This is a genomic window from Ralstonia sp. 22111, assembly GCF_052045895.1.
GTDB lineage: Bacteria > Pseudomonadota > Gammaproteobacteria > Burkholderiales > Burkholderiaceae > Ralstonia > Ralstonia wenshanensis.
On sequence record NZ_JBQEPR010000006.1, the window covers coordinates 362551 to 381862 of the forward strand.

20 protein-coding genes are annotated in these 19312 nt (G+C 64.6%); 7 read left to right on the forward strand and 13 right to left on the reverse strand.

Annotation, left to right across the window (positions count from 1 at the left end):
• Window positions 1-41: 41 nt before the first annotated feature.
• The 7 genes from ACTJK4_RS17590 to ACTJK4_RS17620 form a co-directional block, all read right to left on the reverse strand.
• Window positions 42-665 carry a carboxymuconolactone decarboxylase family protein gene (locus ACTJK4_RS17590; protein ID WP_440818555.1) on the reverse strand — a complete coding sequence of 208 codons (624 nt, stop codon included), beginning with the start codon at window positions 663-665 and terminating at the stop codon, window positions 42-44.
• A gap of 242 nt (window positions 666-907) precedes the next feature.
• Window positions 908-2530: an ABC-F family ATPase gene (locus tag ACTJK4_RS17595; protein WP_232042775.1), complete on the reverse strand. Its 1623-nt coding sequence runs from the start codon at window positions 2528-2530 to the stop codon at window positions 908-910.
• A 112-nt stretch (window positions 2531-2642) separates the two neighbouring features.
• On the reverse strand, window positions 2643-3569 hold the full coding sequence (ldcA, locus tag ACTJK4_RS17600) for a muramoyltetrapeptide carboxypeptidase (protein ID WP_440818556.1): 927 nt from the start codon (window positions 3567-3569) through the stop codon (window positions 2643-2645).
• Window positions 3566-4114, reverse strand: coding sequence for a tRNA adenosine(34) deaminase TadA (tadA, locus tag ACTJK4_RS17605; RefSeq protein ID WP_440818557.1), 549 nt, complete (start codon window positions 4112-4114; stop codon window positions 3566-3568). Before tadA ends, ldcA begins: the two co-directional genes overlap by 4 nt.
• A 19-nt stretch (window positions 4115-4133) precedes the next feature.
• Window positions 4134-4610: a 6-carboxytetrahydropterin synthase QueD gene (gene queD / locus ACTJK4_RS17610; RefSeq protein WP_316871331.1), complete on the reverse strand. Its 477-nt coding sequence runs from the start codon at window positions 4608-4610 to the stop codon at window positions 4134-4136.
• 78 nt (window positions 4611-4688) lie between these two features.
• Window positions 4689-5327, reverse strand: a complete 639-nt coding sequence (queE, locus tag ACTJK4_RS17615) for a 7-carboxy-7-deazaguanine synthase (RefSeq protein ID WP_322016668.1) — start codon at window positions 5325-5327, stop codon at window positions 4689-4691.
• A 246-nt stretch (window positions 5328-5573) separates the two neighbouring features.
• A complete protein-coding gene (locus ACTJK4_RS17620; RefSeq protein ID WP_440818558.1) occupies window positions 5574-6791 on the reverse strand; it encodes an MFS transporter in 1218 nt (405 codons plus the stop codon).
• Between the two features lie 148 nt (window positions 6792-6939).
• Between ACTJK4_RS17620 and ACTJK4_RS17625 the strand changes: the two genes are divergently transcribed.
• The 4 genes from ACTJK4_RS17625 to ACTJK4_RS17640 all read left to right on the forward strand — a co-directional run bounded on the left by ACTJK4_RS17625 (window position 6940) and on the right by ACTJK4_RS17640 (window position 10726).
• Complete coding sequence (locus ACTJK4_RS17625) at window positions 6940-7884, forward strand: LysR substrate-binding domain-containing protein (protein ID WP_433867290.1); 945 nt, start codon at window positions 6940-6942, stop codon at window positions 7882-7884.
• 65 nt (window positions 7885-7949) lie between these two features.
• Window positions 7950-8651, forward strand: coding sequence for a 2-hydroxychromene-2-carboxylate isomerase (locus tag ACTJK4_RS17630; RefSeq protein WP_440818559.1), 702 nt, complete (start codon window positions 7950-7952; stop codon window positions 8649-8651).
• Between the two features lie 3 nt (window positions 8652-8654).
• Complete coding sequence (locus tag ACTJK4_RS17635; RefSeq protein ID WP_440818560.1) at window positions 8655-9482, forward strand: isocitrate lyase/PEP mutase family protein; 828 nt, start codon at window positions 8655-8657, stop codon at window positions 9480-9482.
• Between the two features lie 29 nt (window positions 9483-9511).
• Window positions 9512-10726, forward strand: a complete 1215-nt coding sequence (locus tag ACTJK4_RS17640; protein WP_232042766.1) for an MFS transporter — start codon at window positions 9512-9514, stop codon at window positions 10724-10726.
• Here ACTJK4_RS17640 and ACTJK4_RS17645 read toward each other — a convergent pair.
• Window positions 10719-11630: a LysR family transcriptional regulator gene (locus ACTJK4_RS17645; protein WP_440818561.1), complete on the reverse strand. Its 912-nt coding sequence runs from the start codon at window positions 11628-11630 to the stop codon at window positions 10719-10721. The two genes, ACTJK4_RS17640 and ACTJK4_RS17645, sit on opposite strands and share 8 nt — an antisense overlap.
• Window positions 11631-11739: 109 nt before the next feature.
• On the opposite strand from ACTJK4_RS17645, the gene ACTJK4_RS17650 reads away from it, so the two are divergent.
• Both ACTJK4_RS17650 and ACTJK4_RS17655 read left to right on the forward strand, forming a co-directional pair.
• Window positions 11740-12621, forward strand: a complete 882-nt coding sequence (locus tag ACTJK4_RS17650) for an MBL fold metallo-hydrolase (RefSeq protein ID WP_440818562.1) — start codon at window positions 11740-11742, stop codon at window positions 12619-12621.
• 25 nt (window positions 12622-12646) lie between these two features.
• Entirely contained in the window at window positions 12647-13342 is a 696-nt protein-coding gene (locus ACTJK4_RS17655) for a DsbA family protein (RefSeq protein WP_232042763.1), read from the forward strand.
• Window positions 13343-13353: 11 nt separating this feature from the next.
• Here the strand turns inward: ACTJK4_RS17655 and thpR are convergent, their stop codons facing one another.
• The 3 genes from thpR to pcaH all read right to left on the reverse strand — a co-directional run bounded on the left by thpR (window position 13354) and on the right by pcaH (window position 15528).
• Window positions 13354-14022, reverse strand: coding sequence for an RNA 2',3'-cyclic phosphodiesterase (gene thpR / locus ACTJK4_RS17660; protein WP_440818563.1), 669 nt, complete (start codon window positions 14020-14022; stop codon window positions 13354-13356).
• A gap of 61 nt (window positions 14023-14083) precedes the next feature.
• Window positions 14084-14779, reverse strand: coding sequence for a protocatechuate 3,4-dioxygenase subunit alpha (pcaG, locus tag ACTJK4_RS17665; RefSeq protein WP_440077048.1), 696 nt, complete (start codon window positions 14777-14779; stop codon window positions 14084-14086).
• Window positions 14779-15528: a protocatechuate 3,4-dioxygenase subunit beta gene (gene pcaH, locus ACTJK4_RS17670; RefSeq protein WP_004626742.1), complete on the reverse strand. Its 750-nt coding sequence runs from the start codon at window positions 15526-15528 to the stop codon at window positions 14779-14781. Before pcaH ends, pcaG begins: the two co-directional genes overlap by 1 nt.
• A gap of 93 nt (window positions 15529-15621) precedes the next feature.
• On the opposite strand from pcaH, the gene pcaQ reads away from it, so the two are divergent.
• The gene (pcaQ, locus tag ACTJK4_RS17675) at window positions 15622-16566 is read left to right on the forward strand and encodes a pca operon transcription factor PcaQ (protein WP_440818564.1); all 945 of its coding nucleotides are present in this window, start codon (window positions 15622-15624) and stop codon (window positions 16564-16566) included.
• A 65-nt stretch (window positions 16567-16631) separates the two neighbouring features.
• Here pcaQ and ACTJK4_RS17680 read toward each other — a convergent pair whose 3' ends face one another.
• Together ACTJK4_RS17680 and ACTJK4_RS17685 are read right to left on the reverse strand one after the other, a co-directional pair.
• Window positions 16632-18020: an L-cystine transporter gene (locus ACTJK4_RS17680; protein ID WP_440818565.1), complete on the reverse strand. Its 1389-nt coding sequence runs from the start codon at window positions 18018-18020 to the stop codon at window positions 16632-16634.
• Between the two features lie 301 nt (window positions 18021-18321).
• A partial coding sequence (locus tag ACTJK4_RS17685) for a porin (protein ID WP_440816883.1) occupies window positions 18322-19312 on the reverse strand: 991 nt, incomplete at its 5' end.

Consider the following 19312-nt stretch of genomic DNA (forward strand, 5'->3'; position numbering starts at 1 on the left):
AGCATCAAGCTGTGCGTAGTCCTCGCTCGGCAGCACGGCTGTCAGGGCTCGGGGAAACGCGCGAGCTTGGCGGCATTTTTCGGCACCGGATATTGCGCCACGTTCATTTCCATGGCGAGCAGCGTGTAGTAACCGCAGATACCGGTCATGTCTACGATGCCCTTATTGCCGAAGCGCTTTTCCGCCCGTGCATAGGTGCCGTCGGCCACGCGCTTGTTGCGGATCAGTTCGGTCGTGAAGTCATAGACGATCTCCTCGTCCTCACTCATCCCGGTGGGGCGGCGGCCATCGGCAATCGCATCGGCAATACCGGGTTTGATGCCGGCCTTCAGGGCGATCGGATGGTGCACGTACCACTCGTAATCCTGGCTCCACTCCCGCGCAGTGACGAGGATGACCAATTCGCTCAGCGTGTTGCCGATGGCGGAGTGATATCGCAGATAGTCGCCCATGGCGCGGGTCTGGCTCATCACCTCCGGGCTATGCATCAGGGGCTCGAACGGGCCGAATACAGGCACCTTGCGCGCAGCCTGGAAGTCTTGCGCTGCCTTGGCCTGTTCGGCGTCGTATTTGTCCGGCGGAATGGTTGGCAGGCGCCCGGCTGCGTGTGCAGACGTCATCAGCACCAATGCGGATGTCGACAGTAATGTCAGTACGTTTTTCAACGTCAGTCTCCTCATATGTTTTGATTGTTCTTTGCTGGTGCAGAACGCAACGGCACGCATGCAGGTGCGGCGTTCGCCCAAGGCATTCTGGAATCGGGAGGAGGTACTGTCAACGCAGCCTTGGCGAGCGGCGCGCGAAGCGCCGATCAGGATCGGACAACGTGTGTTCGCCTTGCAAAGCCCGCCGCCAAAAAAAGAGGCCGCACATCGGCGGCCCCTTCGTGACGGCAGAGGATCGGCGCTCAGACTTCGACGCCCTGGCTCTGCAGGTATTCGTCGTAGGTGCCGAGGTAGTCGGTGAGCGTGCCGTCCGGGCGCACTTCGATTACGCGCGTGGCCAGGGCGCTAATCAACTCGCGATCGTGCGACACGAAGATCAGCGTGCCTTCGAACTTGTCCAGCGCGATCTGCAGCGACTCGATGGATTCCATGTCCATGTGGTTGGTCGGCTCGTCCAACGCCAGCACGTTGTGACGGCCCAGCATCAGCTTGCCCCAGATCATGCGGCCCTTCTCGCCACCGGAAAGCACCTTCACGCTCTTCTTGATGTCGTCGGCCGAGAACAGCAGGCGACCCATCGTGCCGCGCAGCGATTGGTCATCGTCACCGGCCTGCGTCCACTGGCTCATCCAGTCCATCAGGTCGCGGTCTTCGGGGAATTCTTCGTAGGTGTCCTGCGGCATGTAGCCGACATTGGCGTTCTCGGCCCACTTGACGGTGCCACCGTCGATCTCGATGCCGCGCTGCACGCCGGTCTTCACGGCGCCGTTCAGCAGGCAACGCAGCAGCGTGGTCTTGCCCGCGCCATTCTCACCGATGATGGCGATCCGCTCGCCCGCACGCACGGCCATCGTCAGGCCATCGAAAATCTTGCGGTCGTATGTCTTGCGTGCGTTCTCGGTTTCCACCGCCAGGTTGTGCAGCTTCTTCTCCATCTCGAAACGGACGAAGGGGTTCTGGCGCGACGACGGCTTGATGTCTTCCACCTTGATCTTGTCGATCATCTTCAGGCGCGACGTAGCCTGGCGTGCCTTGGACTTGTTGGCCGAGAAGCGGCGCACGAAGTCCTGCAGGTCGGAGATGCGCTCCTTGGCCCGTGCGTTGGCGGCCTGCAGGCGTTCGCGCGCCTGCAGGGAGGCTTCCATGTAGTCGTCGTAATTGCCCGGGTAGACCTTGAGCGTGCCGTAGTCCATGTCGGCCATGTGCGTGCAGACCGAGTTCAGGAAGTGGCGATCGTGGGAGATGATGATCATGGTGGAGTTGCGCTCGTTGAGCACCGATTCCAGCCAGCGGATCGTGTTGATGTCGAGGTTGTTGGTCGGCTCGTCCAGCAGCAGCACGTCCGGGTTCGAGAACAGTGCCTGTGCCAGCAGCACGCGCAGCTTCCAGCCGGGCGCGACGTTGCTCATCGTGCCGTTGTGCTGATCGGTCGGAATGCCCACGCCCATCAGCAGTTCACCGGCACGCGCTTCGGCGGTGTAGCCGTCGTATTCGGCGTACTTCGCCTCCAGGTCGGCGGCCTTCATGTAGTCGTCGTCGGTCGCTTCCGGGTTCGCGTAGATGGCATCGCGCTCCTGCGCGGCGGCCCACATTTCGGTGTGGCCCATCATCACCACGTCCAGCACGCGCATGTCTTCGTACGCGAACTGGTCCTGGCGCAGCTTGCCCAGGCGCACGCCTGGCTCCAGGATGACGTTGCCCGAGCTCGGCTCCAGATCGCCGCCCAGGATCTTCATGAAGGTTGACTTGCCGCAACCGTTGGCGCCGATCAGGCCATAGCGATTGCCCTCGCCAAACTTGACCGAGATGTTCTCGAACAAGGGCTTGGGCCCGAACTGCATGGTGATGTTGGCGGTGGAAAGCACGTGGAAACCTTGATTTGGAAAGCGGTGATCTGGCGCGGCAAGCACTTGGCCGTTCGCCATTTGGAGAACCTGAGATTTTACCACCCGGACGTGACCCGGATGGCCGGCCGGCTTATGCCTGCAGCGTCGGATACCCCGACAAGTGCAGCGTAAAGCCCGTGGCGTCGACATCCAGCTCGGCCTGTGCGCCAATCGGCAGCGTCGCCTTGGTCGGGCAATGGCCGAACGGCAAACCTGTGACGACCGGAATCGACAGGCGTTCGGCCAAGTAATCGCGCATGGCGTCGAAATCGTAGCCGGCGTCGTAAGGCGTGGTGCGATAGCCCGAGAAGTCACCCAGCACCAGCGCTTGCTGCGTCTCCAGCACGCCGGCTTGCTGTAACTGCAGCAGCATGCGTTCCACGCGGTACGGATGCTCGTTGATGTCTTCAACAAACAGGACGCCGTCGCGGATATCCGGCAGATACGGCGTGCCGATGAGGCTGCACAGCATGGCCAGGTTGCCGCCCCAGAGCGTGCCAGCGTAACGGCCAGGCCGCGCGCAACCATTCGGTTGCGGCACATCCACGCGCAACGCATAGGTCGGGTTGCGCAAAATGCCCCAGAAGTGCTCGACCATGAATGGGTCGATGTTTTCCAGCCCGAAGTCCGAACACACGTGCGGGCCGGCAAACGTCACGCCGCCCGTAGCCGCCAGGTACGCCAGCGAGAACACGGTGAAATCGCTGTGCCCCACGATGATGGCGTCGGTCGCCTGCGCGCGACGACCGATGTCGATGAAGTCGATATGGTCCAGCAAGCGCGTGAGGCCGTACCCCCCGCGGATTGCCATGGCGATTTCCTGGCCAGGGCCCGTGCCGATCTGGTGCAGGTCAGCCAATCGCGCAAGTTCGCCACCTGCAAAACGCTGATGCTGCCGGCTCAAGCATTCACGGTTGACGACCGTGCAGCCCTGCGCTTCCAACGCCGCCACGCCGCGCTCGGCAATGGCCGCATCGTTCGGATAACCGGAAGGCGCAATCAGGCGGACAGTGGTCATGTGGCGGATTCGTCGGGTTCGGTGGACGCCAGGCGTGCGGCCTTCTGGCTCGCGCGGCGCTCGGCGAAGAAGGCGCGCAGCATGTCGCCGCATTCCTGCGCGAGCACACTGCCGGCGATGGCGGTCTGGTGGTTCAGACGCGTTTCTGCAAACAGGTCGAGGATGCTGCCGGCTGCACCCGTTTTGGGGTCGGGCGCGCCATACACGACGCGCGCCACGCGGGCATGCAGCATGGCGCCGGCGCACATCACGCACGGCTCCAGTGTCACGAAGACCTCACAATCGGGCAGGCGGTAGTTGCCGAGATTTTCGGCGGCCTGGCGCAGGGCGCGCATTTCGGCATGCGCGGATGGATCATGCGTGCCGATCGGGGCGTTGTAGCCGACGCCGACGATCTCGTTGCCGCGCACGACCACCGCACCCACCGGCACCTCGCCCTGCCCCCATGCGAACTTGGCCTGCACGAGCGCCTGCTGCATCCAGTAGCCGTCCCGCTCGTGGCCGGACATGTCGGCGGGCGGGGTGAGGACGTGCGGTGTGGTCATGCGATCCGGTGTTATCGAATCAATCCTGCTCGTGCGGGCGCGCGAGCTTCACGTCGGCCCAGCAGTTCGGGGTTTCGTACAGCACCAGCTTGGACAGACGCAGATGGTGCCCAAACGTGTTGCGAAACACTGGCTCGAGAATGTCGAAGGCCACCTGCGCGAGGTTCTCGACGGTCGGCACGTCATTCAGCACGACGGTCTTGTGACCGCCTTCCATATCGTTCAGGAATTCAACAAGCTTGGTATCGCCGCGATAGACGAGGAAGGCGTGATCCCAGAGGTCGACGAGGTGCTTGTTGGCGAGCTGCTTGACGTCGCCGAAGTCGAGAATCATGCCGTCGTCGGCAGCCTTGTCGTTGTGCAGGACAACGCCTTCGAGCGTGAGTTCGAGCTGATAGCGATGGCCGTGCAGGTTGCGGCACTGGCCAGCATGGCCAGGGATGCGGTGGCCGGCATCGAATTCGAGCCGGCGCGTGATGGAAACGGTCTTGGTCATGGAGCAAGGTGGCGGCAGCAGGCGCCGCGAAACGGCTGGAACCGGCAGAAAACCGGGGACAAAGTGCTGCGGCCCGCCTTAGCGGATGCCCAGCATCTTATGGGTTTGCAGCGACAGGCGCCAGCGCGGCCGGCGCTGGCACAGCGCAACGGCTGCCGCCGTATTCTGCCGGGCAAGCGGGCCGTCCATGGCCTGCAGGAAGAAATGCTGGAAATCCAGCCGTTCGTATGCGTCGAGGTCCTGCCCGTCTTGCGGGATCACCACCTTCAGCTCGTCGCCGCGCGTGACGACGAGTTCGGAGCCCATCTTGGGGCTCACGCACACCCAGTCGATGCCTTCCGGCACGGCGATGGTGCCGTTGGTCTCGATGGCGATTTCGAAGCCGCGTGCGTGCAGCGCGTCGATCAGCGGCGTGTCGAGCTGCAGCAGCGGCTCGCCGCCGGTGCAGATGACGAGCGGCTTGCCGCCCGTGGCGTCGGCCGGCCATTCAGCGGCGACGGTATCGGCAAGTGCGTCGGCAGTGGGGTATTTGCCGCCTTGCGTGCCGTCCGTGCCGACGAAGTCGGTGTCACAGAACTGGCAGACGGCGGTGGCGCGATCGGCTTCGCGCCCACTCCAGAGATTGCAGCCGGCAAAGCGGCAGAAGACGGCTGCGCGGCCGGTGTTGGCACCCTCGCCTTGCAGCGTGTAGAAAATTTCCTTGACGGCGTAAGTCATGTCTGAACGGTGGCATTCACAGGAGAACGACGCAGAAGCGACGTAATTCCCGCGCAAACCGTACCAGTGCCCACTAGTGATTAACCCGATATTGTTTCATAAATCGGGCCATCGCGTCGCGCTACCCGCAGAAGGACGCCAACGTCACAAAGGAAAATGCGCCCTCTGGGGTCAGCCATGCCGCAAAAATGAAGGCGGCGCCGGCCGCCGCCAGCGCCCATGCCGCCCATCGCTTCAGGCGCGCCTTCATGCCGGTTGCGCCATCGGTGTGCGCGCGAGTTGGCGATCGTCGATCGGCCAGTGCAGCAGCGCGGCCACCACGCCGAGCACCATCGCGCCAAACCAGATCGCATCGTAGGAATGCAGGTGGTCGTACACCACGCCGCCCAGCCACACGCCCAGGAACGCGCCGACCTGGTGACCGAGGAACACGAATCCGAACAGCGTGCCGATATAGCGCACCCCAAACACCTGCGACAGCAGCCCGTTCGTCAGCGGTACCGTGCCGAGCCACAGCAGGCCCATCACGATGGCAAACGCATACAGCGTTGCCGGCGACAGCGGCAGCAGGATGAACAGCGCAATCGCCGCCGTGCGAATCAGGTACAGCAACGACAGCAGATATTTGCGCCGGAACAGCCCGCCGAGCGCGCCGCAGTAATACGTGCCGACGATGTTGGCGGCGGCAATCAGCGCCAGCGCGATCATGCCGTGCCGGCCGGTGAGTCCCTTGTCGAGCAGATACGCCGGCATGTGCGCACCGATAAAGGCGAGCTGGAATCCGCACGTCAGGAACCCAAGATTCAGCAGCCAGAAACCGCGGTGAGCAAAGGCCTCGCGGATGGCCGCGCCCATGCTTTGATGCGCCTCCTGCGCGGCGGCAGTCGATGCCTTTTCGCGCAGCGGCGCGGCCAGCGGCACGAACATCGCCATGATCACCGCCATGACGACCAGCGCCGTCACCCAGCCGACCCTGCTCAGCAAGCCCTGCGCCGTCGGCACCATCACGAACTGGCCGACTCCGCCCACCGCGCCCGCCACGCCCAGCGCCCAGCTGCGCCGCTCGGGCGGCGTCAATCGGCTGATTGCGCCATACACGACGCCGAATGACGTGCCTGAGAGCCCCAGCCCGATCAGCCCGCCGGCAGACAGCGTGAAGCCCAGCGGCGTGCCCGCATGTGCCATCAGCAGCAAACCAAGCGCGTAGACGACGATGCCGGCAACTACCACCTTGGCCGCCCCGTAGCGGTCTGCCAGCATGCCTGCAAACGGCTGTGCCGCGCCCCAGATGAGGTTTTGCAACGCGATCGCCAGGCCAAAGGTTTCGCGTGTCCAACCATGGTCCATCGTGACGGGCACGAGGAAGAGACCTTGCACGTGCCGAATGCCCAACGCCACGCCGATCACCGCTCCGCCGGCCAAGACGGGCAACCAAGGCGATTGCGTGAGAGATTTCGATGTCATGAGCGTTTTTCTCCGATGTGACTGACATTCCTTCTTTGCAAGCGTGCCGAATGCGTATTTGGCTGGAATGTCGTCCGATGGCTTATTAAACTTCGCCCTATCCGGCTTCTCAATTGATCTTTGAGAACGCCTTGCATGAGGAAAACGCATGTCGACTCCACTGGTTCGGTTGGCCTCCCTGGACTTGTTGCGCGGCTTCGTCGCGGTAGGCCGGCGCATGAGCATCACGCTCGCCGCAGATGATCTGTGTCTGACGCAATCGGCCGTGAGCAGGCAGGTGTCTGCGCTGGAGGACGCGCTGGGCGTGAAGCTGCTGGTGCGCGGGCACCGCTCGATCGCGTTCACGCCCGAGGGTGAACGCCTGTTCCGTAGCGCCGACAGTGCCGTGCAGCAGTTGCAGGACGCCATCGGCGCCATTCGCGTGGCGGCCGAACGACGGCCGGTGACGATCACCGCCAGCATCGGCGTGACCGGCCTGTGGCTGCTGCCGCGCCTGGCGCGCTTCCAGCTGCAATACCCCGACATCGACGTGCGCGTGGCCACCAACAACCGGCTCGTCGACCTGAAGAACGAAGGGATCGAGCTTGCCATCCGGTATTGCCCACCGACCGATGCACCGCCCGGCGCAATCCGGCTGTTTGGGGAGACCGTTGCGCCGGTCGCGCATCCGTCGCTGGGGCTGCGCTCGCTGGATTCCGCCGAGGCGCTTGCGGGCCTGACGCTGCTCGACTTTGACGACCGCGACCTGCGCCGCCCCTGGCTGCAATGGACAGACTGGCTGGCCGCTGCCGGCTGGAGCCACGCCAAGCCGCGCACCGTGCTGCGCTTCAACCAGCACGACCAGATCATCCATGCAGCGGTGGCCGGCCAGGGCATCGCGCTCGGGCGTCTGGAGTTGATCGCGCCGCTGCTGGCCGACGGCCGTCTGGTCACCGTACCGACCATCGCCCCCGGCGTGCGTAACACGCATGCGTACTGGCTGATCCAGTCCGAGCCGAACCCGCGCCGCGACGTGCGCGATGTGGCCGCCTGGATCTGCTCGGAAGCGGCAACGCAGGCCACGCATGCGTCTGGCGCATCCGAACTTGCATGAAAGGCGTTTGAACGCACACCGCGCCCCACGTGTAATGCGGCCAACGACATCACGCTGGAGGCCGCATGGACGCCCTCGCCCGACCGCAGACCGCAGCACCCGAGCCCGCCGCTTACAACACCACATGGGAAGCGCTCGTCCCCACGCCCGCCGTCGAGTTCTGGTTCGACTTCGCGAGCAATTACAGCTATCTGAGCGTGATGCGCATCGAGGCCGCTGCGGCACAACTCGGTGTGCGCGTGGTTTGGAAACCGTTCCTGCTGGGGCCGATCTTCCAGTCGCTCGGCTGGGCGAGTTCGCCGTTCGTGCTGCAGCGGGCCAAAGGCCATTACGTCTGGCAGGACATGGCGCGCGAATGCACCAAGCACGGTTTGCCGTGGACGCAGCCGAGCACGTTTCCGCGCGCCTCCGTCCTGCCGCTGCGCGTTGCGCTGCTCGGTGTAGACACGCCGTGGATCGGCGCCTTCTGCCAGCGGATCATGCTGCGTAATTTTGCCCAGAACCGCGACATCCATACGCCCGGCGCCGTGGCCGAAGAACTGACGGCGCTCGGATTGCCGGCCGACGCCATCCTCGCCCAGGCCCAGTCCGACGCCAGCAAGCCCCACCTGCGCGAGCAGACGCACGCCGCGCAGATTCGTGGCATCTTTGGCGCTCCCATGTTCTTTGTCGGCGACGCGATGTTCTGGGGCAATGACCGCCTGGACGATGCGCTCGCCTGTGCCGCAGCATTGCAGTCCAACCCTTATCCACTTCACACCGGATAGCCCATGCCGACCCAGATCGAAAAAGCCCACGCCTTCCGCACGCTGCACGAGCGCAGCGGCACCTTCGTGATCCCCAACCCGTGGGACCCGGGCTCTGCCCGGCTGCTGGCATCGCTCGGCTTCGAAGCGTTGACCAGCACCAGCGCGGGCTTCGCGTTCTCGCGCGGGCTGCCCGACTATGGCGTCGGCCGCGACACCATCCTCGCGCATGTGGCCGACCTGGCTGCCGCTACGGACGTACCCATGGCTGCCGACCTGGAAAACGGCTTTGGCGATACGCCGGAAACCGTGGCTGAGACGATCCGCCTGGCAGGCGCGACCGGCATCGTCGGCGGCTCGATTGAAGACGCCACGGGCCGCGCAGATGCGCCCATCTATTCGCTGGAGGCATCGGTTGAACGTATTCGCGCCGCGGTGGAGGCCGCGCGCTCGCTGCCGTTTCCGTTCACGCTCACCGCGCGCGCCGAGAACCACCTGCACGGCCGCGACGATCTGGCCGATACGATCCGCCGCCTGCAGGCCTTCCAGGACGCCGGCGCCGACGTGCTCTACGCCCCAGGCCTGAAAACGCGCGACGAGATCGCCACCGTCCTGCGCGAGATCGATCGCCCGCTCAATGTGCTGATGGGTTTTGCCGACGGCAACCTGAGCGTGGCCGAGTTGACCGAACTGGGCGTCAAGCGCATCAGCGTCGGCGCCACGCTGGCGCGCGTGGCCATGGGCGCGTTCCAGCGTGCAGCGGAAGAACTGCGCACCGCCGGCACGTTCAACTTTGCACGCGATGCCGCCAGCGGGGCCAAGCTCAACAGCCTCTTTGCGCCGTTCGCCTGACGCGCGCGACCAAGCCAAAGCAACTCGCCATGACATCCTCCCCAACCGATGTAAAGCCGCCCGGCGGCCTGCGCCAGATTCCCACCGGCATCTGGGTGCTGGGCTGCGTCAGCCTGCTGATGGACATCGCCTCCGAGATGATCCACAGCTTGCTGCCGCTGTTCATGGTGTCAGTGCTGGGAGCAAGTGCCTTGTCGGTCGGCCTGATCGAGGGGCTGGGCGAATCGACTGCGCTCATCGTCAAGATTTTCTCCGGCACGCTGAGCGACTACCTTGGCAAGCGCAAGGGCCTGGCGGCGTTCGGCTATGCGCTGGGCGCGCTGTCCAAGCCGCTGTTCGCCATGGCGCCCACGGCCGGCGTTGTGCTGACGGCGCGCCTGGTGGACCGCCTCGGCAAAGGCATCCGCGGTGCACCGCGCGATGCGCTGGTCGCCGACATTGCCCCGCCTGCGCTGCGCGGCGCGGCCTTCGGGCTACGGCAGGCGCTCGATACCGTGGGCGCATTTCTGGGGCCGCTTCTGGCCGTCGGGCTGATGCTGCTGTGGGCCGATGATTTTCGCGCCGTGTTCTGGGTGGCCGTGGTGCCGGCACTGTTGTCCGTAGCGCTGCTGATGTTTGGCCTGCGCGAGCCCGAGACCCACGACGGCGCGCGCCGCACCAACCCCATCCGCCGCGACAACCTCCAGCGGCTGAACGGCGCGTACTGGTGGGTGGTGATGATCGGCGCAGTCTTCACACTTGCACGTTTTTCCGAGGCCTTTCTGGTCCTGCGTGCACAGCAAGGCGGCATTCCCGTGGCACTGGTGCCCCTGGTCATGGTGGCGATGAACGTCGTCTATGCGCTGGCCGCGTATCCGTTCGGCAAGCTCTCAGACCGCATGAGCCATACGAAGCTGCTGGCGCTCGGGCTGGTGGTGCTGATTGCCGCGGATGTGGTGCTTGGCCTGTCTGCCCACTGGAGCGTGGTGATCGCGGGCGTGGCGTTGTGGGGCGTGCATATGGGCATCACGCAGGGCTTGCTGGCAACCATGATCGCCGATACCGCACCGGCCGACTTGCGCGGCACCGCTTACGGCATGTTCAACCTGGTAAGCGGGCTGGCCATGTTGGGCGCCAGCGTTCTGGCCGGGCTGCTGTGGGACAAGCTGGGCGCAGCCGCAACGTTCCACGCGGGTGCGGTGTTCTGTGTGCTGGCGTTGGGGCTGCTGGCGATACGCGGGAAATCTTCCGGGCCGATCACTTGACTCCCATGACGTTCGGCTGCGCCTTGAACCAGTCCACCAGAAAATCCAGCATGGCCCGCAGCGCCGCCGGCATCTGCCTGCGCGAGCTGTACACGCCGTGAATGCCCAGCGCCTGCGGCACGTGGTCGGGCAGCAGGCGCACGAGTTGCCCGCTTGCGATCAGCGGCGCGGCAGCAAACACCGGCTGCAGCGCAATGCCTGCGCCCTCCCGCGCCGCTGTCAATAACACCATCGACTCATTCGCACTCAGATTGCCGCCCACCGGCACGTCCGACGGGGCACTCGTCTTCGCATCCGTGAACTTCCACAGGCTTTTGCCAAAGTACGAATACGTCAGGCAGTTGTGAATAGCCAGATCCTCCACGCGGCGCGGTGTGCCATGCGCGGCCAGGTACGACGGCGCCGCAACAACGACGGACTCACACGTGCCCAGCGGCCGCGCAATCAGGTTCGGGTCGAGGTCATTGGTAATGCGCACGGCCAGGTCGATGCGCTCCTCCACGAGGTTGATGGTGCGGTTGTCGACCACCAGATCGACCGCCGTTTGCGGATAGCGCCGCAGGTAGGCCGTCACCGCCACGCTCAACGTCTGCTGCGCCAGGGACTGCGCGCAGGCAATGCGCAGCAGACCGCGCGGCGTATCGGCTTCGAGACCATCCGCCACGGCCATCTGTGACGCGATTTCCAGCATCTGGCGGCAGCGCGCGAGCGTCACTTCACCGGCCGGTGTCAGGCCGATGCGGCGCGTGGTCCGGTGCAGCAGGCGCGCCCCGGACCACGCCTCCATCTCTGCCAGATAACGCGTGACCATCGCGCGCGACATGTCGAGCCCTTCAGCGGCGGCACTCAGGCTGCCGCGCTCGACAATCGCCACGAACACTTCGGCTGACGTGATGCGATCCATATTTGATCGATTGGCGAAACAAATATGCGCATATTAGGCGGTTTTTCGATCGGATCAAGCAACCTACAGTAGCGGCATCGTACTCACCACATCCAACTGGAGAAACCCGATGTCCCTGCTCCGCGCCCTGCTTGCCGCAGCCCTTGTCAGCGTCGGCGTTGTTTCCCACGCTGCCGCACCGGCGCCGTTGCACCTCGAGGTCTACAACCCCGGCGACAAGGGCGTCTTCCCGGTGTCGTCGGAAATCATCACCGGCGCGCACGAGGCGGTCCTGGTCGACGCGCAATTCCAGCGCAGCGACGCGCAAGCGCTCGTGCAGAAACTCAAGGCCAGCGGCAAGACGCTCACTACGGTCTATATCAGCCAGAGCGATCCGGATTATTACTTCGGGCTGGATGTCATACGCGCGGCATTCCCGAAAGCAAAGATCGTCGCCACGCCGCAGACCGTGGCGGCCATCAAGACATCAATGAACGGCAAGCTCGCCTACTGGGGTCCGATCCTGAAGGACAATGCGCCCAAGACGCTCGTGCTGCCCGACGTGCTGCACGCCGACCACCTCACGCTGGAAGGCCGCACCATCGAGATCAAGGGGCTGAACGGCCCGGACGCGGCACGCACCTATCTGTGGATTCCGTCCATCAAGACCGTGGCCGGCGGCGTGGTCGTCAACAGCGGTGACCACGTTTGGGTAGCCGACACGCAAACGCGCGAATCCCGCCTGGGCTGGTTGCAGACGCTGGACAACATCACGGCGCTCAAGCCGACGACGGTGGTGCCGGGCCACTTCACCGGGGCGATGCCCAAGGGGCTGGAGGCGGTCCGCTTTACAGCCGATTACCTCAAGACATTCGAGGTGCAGGCCGCCAAGGCCAACAACTCGGCGGAGCTGATCAAGGCAATGAAGGCCGCGTACCCGACGCTGGCCGGCGACGCATCGCTGGAGTTGAGCGCCAAGGTCATCAAGGGCGAAATGAAGTGGCCGCAGTAAGCTGGCCAATCACCGGGGAAACAACATGACGACGTTGCATTACATCTACGACCCGCTGTGCGGCTGGTGCTACGGCGCCGCACCGCTGGTGGAAGCGGCGCGCACGGTGCCGGGCCTGACGATCGCCTTCCACGGCGGCGGCATGCTTGCTGGCACGAACCGCCGCGCGGTGACGCCCCAGTGGCGCGACTACGTAATGCCGCACGACCACCGCATTGCAGAATTGACCGGCCAGCCCTTTGGCGAGGCCTACTTTGAAGGCCTGTTGCGCGACACCACTGCCACGATGGATTCGGAGCCACCCATCACCGCAGTACTTGCTGCGCAAGCGCTGGGCGGCCGCGGGCTCGACATGATCCATCGCGTCCAACGCGCGCATTACGAAGAAGGCCGGCGCATTGCAGATGTGCCCGTACTGCGCGAGCTGGCAGCGGAGATCGGCCTGTCGCCCGATGCCTTCGATGCGGAATATGCGCGACAAACCGGTGCGCTCACGCAGCAGCACATCACGCAAAGCCGGCAGTGGCTCGATCGTGTGGGCGGTCAGGGGTTTCCGACATTTGCGCTGGAGGATGCCGATGGCCAACTCGGCATCATCGACATGGGCCCGTGGCTTGGCAATCCGGAGCACTGGGCACAGGCGCTGACCCAGCACATCGGCGCGCCCGCCCCGGCCAGCGAAGCCGACGGCCCCGTCTGCGGGCCGGACGGCTGCGCGTAACGAGGTGGCGCTCAGCTTTTGAGCGGCCAGCGGGCAAGTTCGTCGTAACGCGTCTTGCCCAGCCAGCTATGGATGAGAACGAACTCGCGCACCCTCCACGTGATGGGTTCGATTGCCTTCGGCGCAAAGCCTCCGCGGTCATACAGCAGCGTGATGTGCGGTTTGAACGTCCCGTGCGGCACGGGCACGGCGGCATGTTGGAGCGCCTCGCCCAGCGCCGCCTGAAACGCCGTCAAACCGACCACACCTTCATCGCCCAAGAGAACAAACGGCCGGTGATCACGTCGGCCATGAAAGCTCACCACTTGGTTGAACGTGGCATCGAATGCCGGCAAGGCCAGGCTGTCCGCCGCTGCGCGCACGCGCGCCACGATATCGTCAGGCGGCAGATGAACGAAATCGCCCAGATGATGCAGCGTGACATGCAGGCGCTCCGTACGCAGTGCCTTGCCTTTGAAACCCACCACGGGCCGCAATTGTTCGATCAGGCGCGCTATGCGCCCTGCGGTCTCGGCGTCGGGCTTGATCGCCAGAAACAGGCGATGCGCGGGCAACTGCGGGGTGGCTTCGAATCCGGGAAGAGTGAGCTCGGTCACGGCAGGGTCGTCAAACGCCGGGCTGGCGATCCACCCATTATCGACGCCCGCATGACGTCCCGCTGAAAGTCCTGTTGCCCGCATCAAAAACAACGCCCGGCAGTGTGAACATGCCGGGCGTCGTCTTTTGGATGTGATGCGACGATCAGATATCGAAGAACACCGTCTCCGCGCCGCCATCCGGCGTGTCTTGCAGGCGCACGTCAAAGGTGTAGACCACCTCGCCGTTACGCTCGCTGCGCTGGGCAATCAGCGTCTTGCGGCGCACTTCCCACTCGATGCCGTTCAGCACCGGGTCCGTGCCGTTGGCCGCGACCTCGTCGCTGAAGTACACGCGGGTGTGCAGGCCGAGGTTGATGCCGCGCGCAAACAGGATCATGCAGATGTGCGGTGCCTGCGTGGTCCCGCTGCGGCCGGCTACGGCGCCCGGCTTGATGGTGTCGAAGCGATAGACGCCCGTATCGAAATCCGCTCCCGCGCGGCCCCAGCCACGGAATGCCGGGTCGACAGGTTTGTCTTGCCGATCAGCGGGATGCGCATATTTGCCGTCGGCGTTGGCTTGCCAGATCTCGATCAGCACGTCGCGCACGAGCGAGCCGGAGCCGTCGTAGACGCGGCCTTCCAGCGCGATGCGTTCGCCGCGCGTGGCGGGCGTCGTCAGGACGCTGCCGAATTCCTTGTCGTAGATGTCGAAACCGGCCTGGCGCGGTGCAAGGCCGATGTGCACGTACGGGCCGCCCGTCTGCGAAGCGGTTTCGTTGAAGTGTGCGAATGGTGGCGTTGTCGTCATGGCCGTTGCCTGGGCGCGTTCGAGCGATTCACGCAATGTGGTCGTGGTCATCACTTGGCTCCTTGCAAGGCGGGCACAGCGTTTTCGAAATGCGTGGCACGGCGACCGCGCAGCGTGATGTCGAAGCGGTAGCAGCGGCTATCAAGCGGCACGTGGTTTGCCGTGTCATGCAGCGCGATCAGGCCGCGCACCTGTTCTTCGCTGGGGATGGTCTTGATGATCGGGCACTGCGCGATCATCGGGTCGCCCTCGAAGTACATCTGCGTGATCAGGCGCTGGGCCCAGCCATCGCCGGAGAGCGAGTAATGAATGTGCGACGGGCGCCAATCGTTGATGCGGTTACGCCACGGATACGGACCCGGCTTGATGGTGCGATAGACGTAGTAGCCGTTGGCGTCCGTCAGCATGCGGCCGCAGCCGCCAAAATTCGGGTCGATCGGCGCGATGTACTGGTCTTTCTTGTGGCGGTAGCGGCCGCCGGCGTTGGCCTGCCACACCTCCACCAGCGCGTTCGGCACCGGGCGACCGAACTCGTCGCGCACATAGCCATGGACGATGATGCGCTCGCCGATCGGCAGGCCTTCCTTGGCGTAGTTGAGGATCAGGTCGTTGTCGAGCGCGCCCAGGTCGTCGGCGTGGAACACCGGTGCGGTGGTTTCCGACAGCGTGTTCAGGGTGGAGATGAGCGCATTGCGCGGCGAACGCAGCACGCTGGTCTTGTAGCCGGGGGTCAGTGCGGGCGGATGCTGCGCGGTGTCACGCTGGGCGAATTCGCCGGTGCCGGAAAGCGGCAGGGTCATGGGGCGTCTCCTTATGAAATCGTGGAGAGACTGTATCGCCGCCAAAAAGTGAAGTAAATTGACTTCTTATCGGAAAACCGATAACCCCAAGTTATGGAAAGAGTCTTTTCGGCCGATCTGCCGTCTCGCATCCGCTTTCGCCATCTGAGCTGTTTTGTCGCCATCGCGCAGGAGCGCAACCTGCGGCGCGCCGCCGAGCGGTTGCATCTGAGCCAGCCGGCGGTTTCGAAAACGCTGGGTGAACTGGAAGCACTGGCCGGTGTGCAACTCGTGGAGCGCGGCCGGCAAGGTGCGCGGCTCACCGCTGCCGGCGAGCAATTCCTGCGGCATGCGGTGGGCGTGACGCAGGCGCTGGAATCGGCCACTGCCGCGCTGATGGGATCAACGGACGCGTCCGCGCCGGTCGTACATGTAGGCGCCCTGCCGACGGTGGCCAGCAGTCTGCTGCCCCAGGCGATTGCCCATTTGCACGCGCAGCGCCCGCATGCCGGCGTGCGGTTGCGCACCGGCACCAATGTCGAGCTGCTGACCGCGCTCAAGGCCGGCGAACTCGACTTCATCGTCGGGCGTATGGCCGAGCCGGATCGCATGCAGGGGCTGTCGTTCGAACTGCTGTACGCCGAGCCGCTGGCGCTGGTCGTGCGGCCCGGGCATCCGCTGTTGACGCAGCCAGGTGCGTCGGCCTCGCTGCAGGCGGTGCTGGATTACCCGCTGGTGATTGCCACGCAGGGCACGGTGCCGCGCCATCACACCGAGGCGCTGTTCCAGACGCACGGTCTACGCTTGCCCGCGGGGGTAACGGAAACACTTTCAGTGTCCGTCGCACGGCTGCTGGCGTGCCGATCTGACGCGGTGTGGATCACGCCCGAGCGCGCTGCGGGCGACGATCTGGCGCACGGGCAACTCGCCCGCCTGGACATCGCCACCTCGGCCACCAAGGAGCCCGTTGGCCTGCTGCGCAGAAGCGCCGCCACGCCAAGCGAATTGGCCGGCGCGTTCATGGAACTGCTGACCGAACTGGCGCAAACGCCTGACTGAGCCACCCCGCCCTCAAAAAAAAATGCCGACCCCATGGCCGGCATTTTTTTCTTTCGAGGCGCAGATCAGCGGTGCGCCATCTCCACATCATCGGCGGCATCGAAGACACTGCGATCGGTTTGCCCCAGCAACTGGCTGGTGATCGTCCCGGCGGTCATCGAGCCGTTGACGTTGAGCGCGGTACGGCCCATGTCGATCAGGGGTTCGATGGAGATCAGCAGCGCCACGAGAGTCACGGGCAAGCCCATGGCCGGCAGCACGATCAACGCCGCAAACGTGGCGCCGCCGCCCACACCCGCCACCCCGACCGAGCTGAGCGTGACGACCGCCACCAGCGTTGCAATCCACACAGGATCAAACGGGTTGATGCCGACGGTGGGCGCCACCATGACTGCCAGCATGGCGGGATACAAACCTGCGCAGCCGTTCTGGCCAATGGTGGTGCCAAACGAGGCGGCGAAGCTGGCAATCGACTCCGGCACGCCAATGCGCCGCGTCTGCGCCTCGATGCTCAACGGAATGGTGGCGGCACTCGATCGGCTCGTGAACGCGAACGACAGCGCCGGCCAGACCTTGCGGAAGAAACGAAGCGGATTGATGCCGTTGAGCGTGAGCAGCACGGCATGCACGCCAAACATGATCGCCAGGCCAAGGTAAGAGGCCACCACGAAACCGCCAAGCTTGATGATGTCCTGCACGTTGGACACGGCCACCACGTTGGTCATGAGCGCCAGCACACCGTAAGGGGTCAGGCGGATGACGAGCCGCACGAGCTTCATCACCCAGGCCTGCGCGGTGTCGATGGCGGTCAGCACGCGCTCGCCCTTCACCGCATCATCCCTCAGCAGATTCAACGCAGCCACGCCCAGGAACGCGGCAAAGATCACCACGCCGATGATGGATGTCGGCTTGGCGCCGGTCAGCTCGGCAAACGGGTTCTTCGGGATGAAGGACTGCACCAGCTGCGGCACCGACAGATCGGCCACCTTGCCGACATAGTTGTCCTGGATGGCGGTCAGCCGTGCAGTTTCCTGCGCGCCTTGCACCAGGCCCTGCGCCGTCAGGCCAAACAGGTGGGTGACGAACACCCCGACCAGGGCGGAGATCAGCGTCGTGAGCAGCAGCGTGCCGATCGTCAGCACGCTGATCTTGCCCAGCGACGCCGTGCTGTTGAGCTTCGCCACCGAGTTCAGCACCGACACCAGCACCAGCGGCATGACGATCATCTGCAGCAGCTGGATATAGCCACCCCCAACGATGCTGAACCAGGAGATCGACTGCTTGAGCGTCGCGCTGTCGTCGCCATAGATCAGGTGCAGCGCCAGCCCGAACACGATGCCCAGCACCATGCCCAGCAGCACACGTTTAGCCAGACTCCAGTTCGCGTTCACGCGACCCAGAGCGATCAGCAGGACGACGAAAGTCGCGATGTTCAGTAAGAGCGGGAGATTCATGGCGTTTGTGTTGCAAGCTGCGATCGAAATCGAGCCGGCATCTTACGCCAGTTGCACAAAGGTTGCCCGAGCACGGACCGCATCACACATGCGCGCTGACTTCCCGCGGAGCCAGCACTGGCTTGGCTTTGTGGTCGGCTTGTTTCCGTGCGCCGTGACGAGGAATGCGCCTGCGCCAGTGCTCGCGGCGCCGCATCTCCCCGCACGCGAGTGGCTTCCCCAGAAGAAAAAAAGCCCGCACAAGTGCGGGCCGACAAGGAGCCGAGCGATCAGGAGGTCACGCTCAGTCAGAAGCCAGACGTCAGAACGAATGGACGATACCGGTGTAAGCACCCAGCTGGTTTTTACCCGGGGCCGGGTTGTTGTTGGTCGCCTCCACCGAGAAGTTGGCGGTAGCGCTGTTCTGCACCGTGCCCACGCTCGCGTACAGCATCGTGCGCTTGGACAGGTTGTAGTTGGCACCCGCCATGAACAGGTTGGCGTTGCCGCCGCCGTGGTTCACGTTGACACGGTAGGCCGCGCCGATCAGCGTCAGCGCCGGCGTGACTTCGTAGTTGATGCCCAGCCAGTAGTGGTTGGCCTTGGTCGGGGCGCCCGCAGCAGCATCCGGCGCTGACAGGTTTTCATACGCCGCAAACAGCTTCGCCTTGCCGATGGTGTACGTGCCGCCGATCGTCGCTTCCTTCGAGAAATTGAAGATGTCGCTGAACTTGCCGTTGCCGTCGCGGATCACGTCGTAGATCGCGCGCACTTCCAGCGGGCCCGTCTTGTAGACGGCGGACACGCCATCGCGGCGGCTGTTCGTGAACGAGCCGGGTTGCTCGCCCAGGCCGGTCTGCAGGCCGATCTGGAAGCCGCCCCAGGTCGGGCTCTGGTATTCGACGACGTTGTTGGCGCCCGGCCAGTTGCGCCCGCGCACCAGCGTGGCCGAGCCAATGAACTGCTGGCCGGTCGGGTCGAGGAACCAGACGTCGTTGCTGATGAAGAGGTTCTTGCCGGCCGTCAACGTGCCCCAGGTCGGGCTGGACAGGCCGACGTACGAACGCCGATTAAACAACGCGTCGCCGTTGGTCCGGCCTTGGGCCGCGCCAAAACCGGACTCGAGCCGGAAGAGCGCCTGCAGGCCACCGCCGAGATCCTCCTTGCCCATGAACCCGAACATGCTGGTCCCCCACTGGTTGTCGGCGGCGCGCCAGAGGCTGCCGCCCGGCGAGGTCGCGGTGGGGGCGACGTTGTTCTGGTAGTCGATGCCGCTGGCGACGCGGCCGTACAGCGTGACGTTGGTTTGTGCA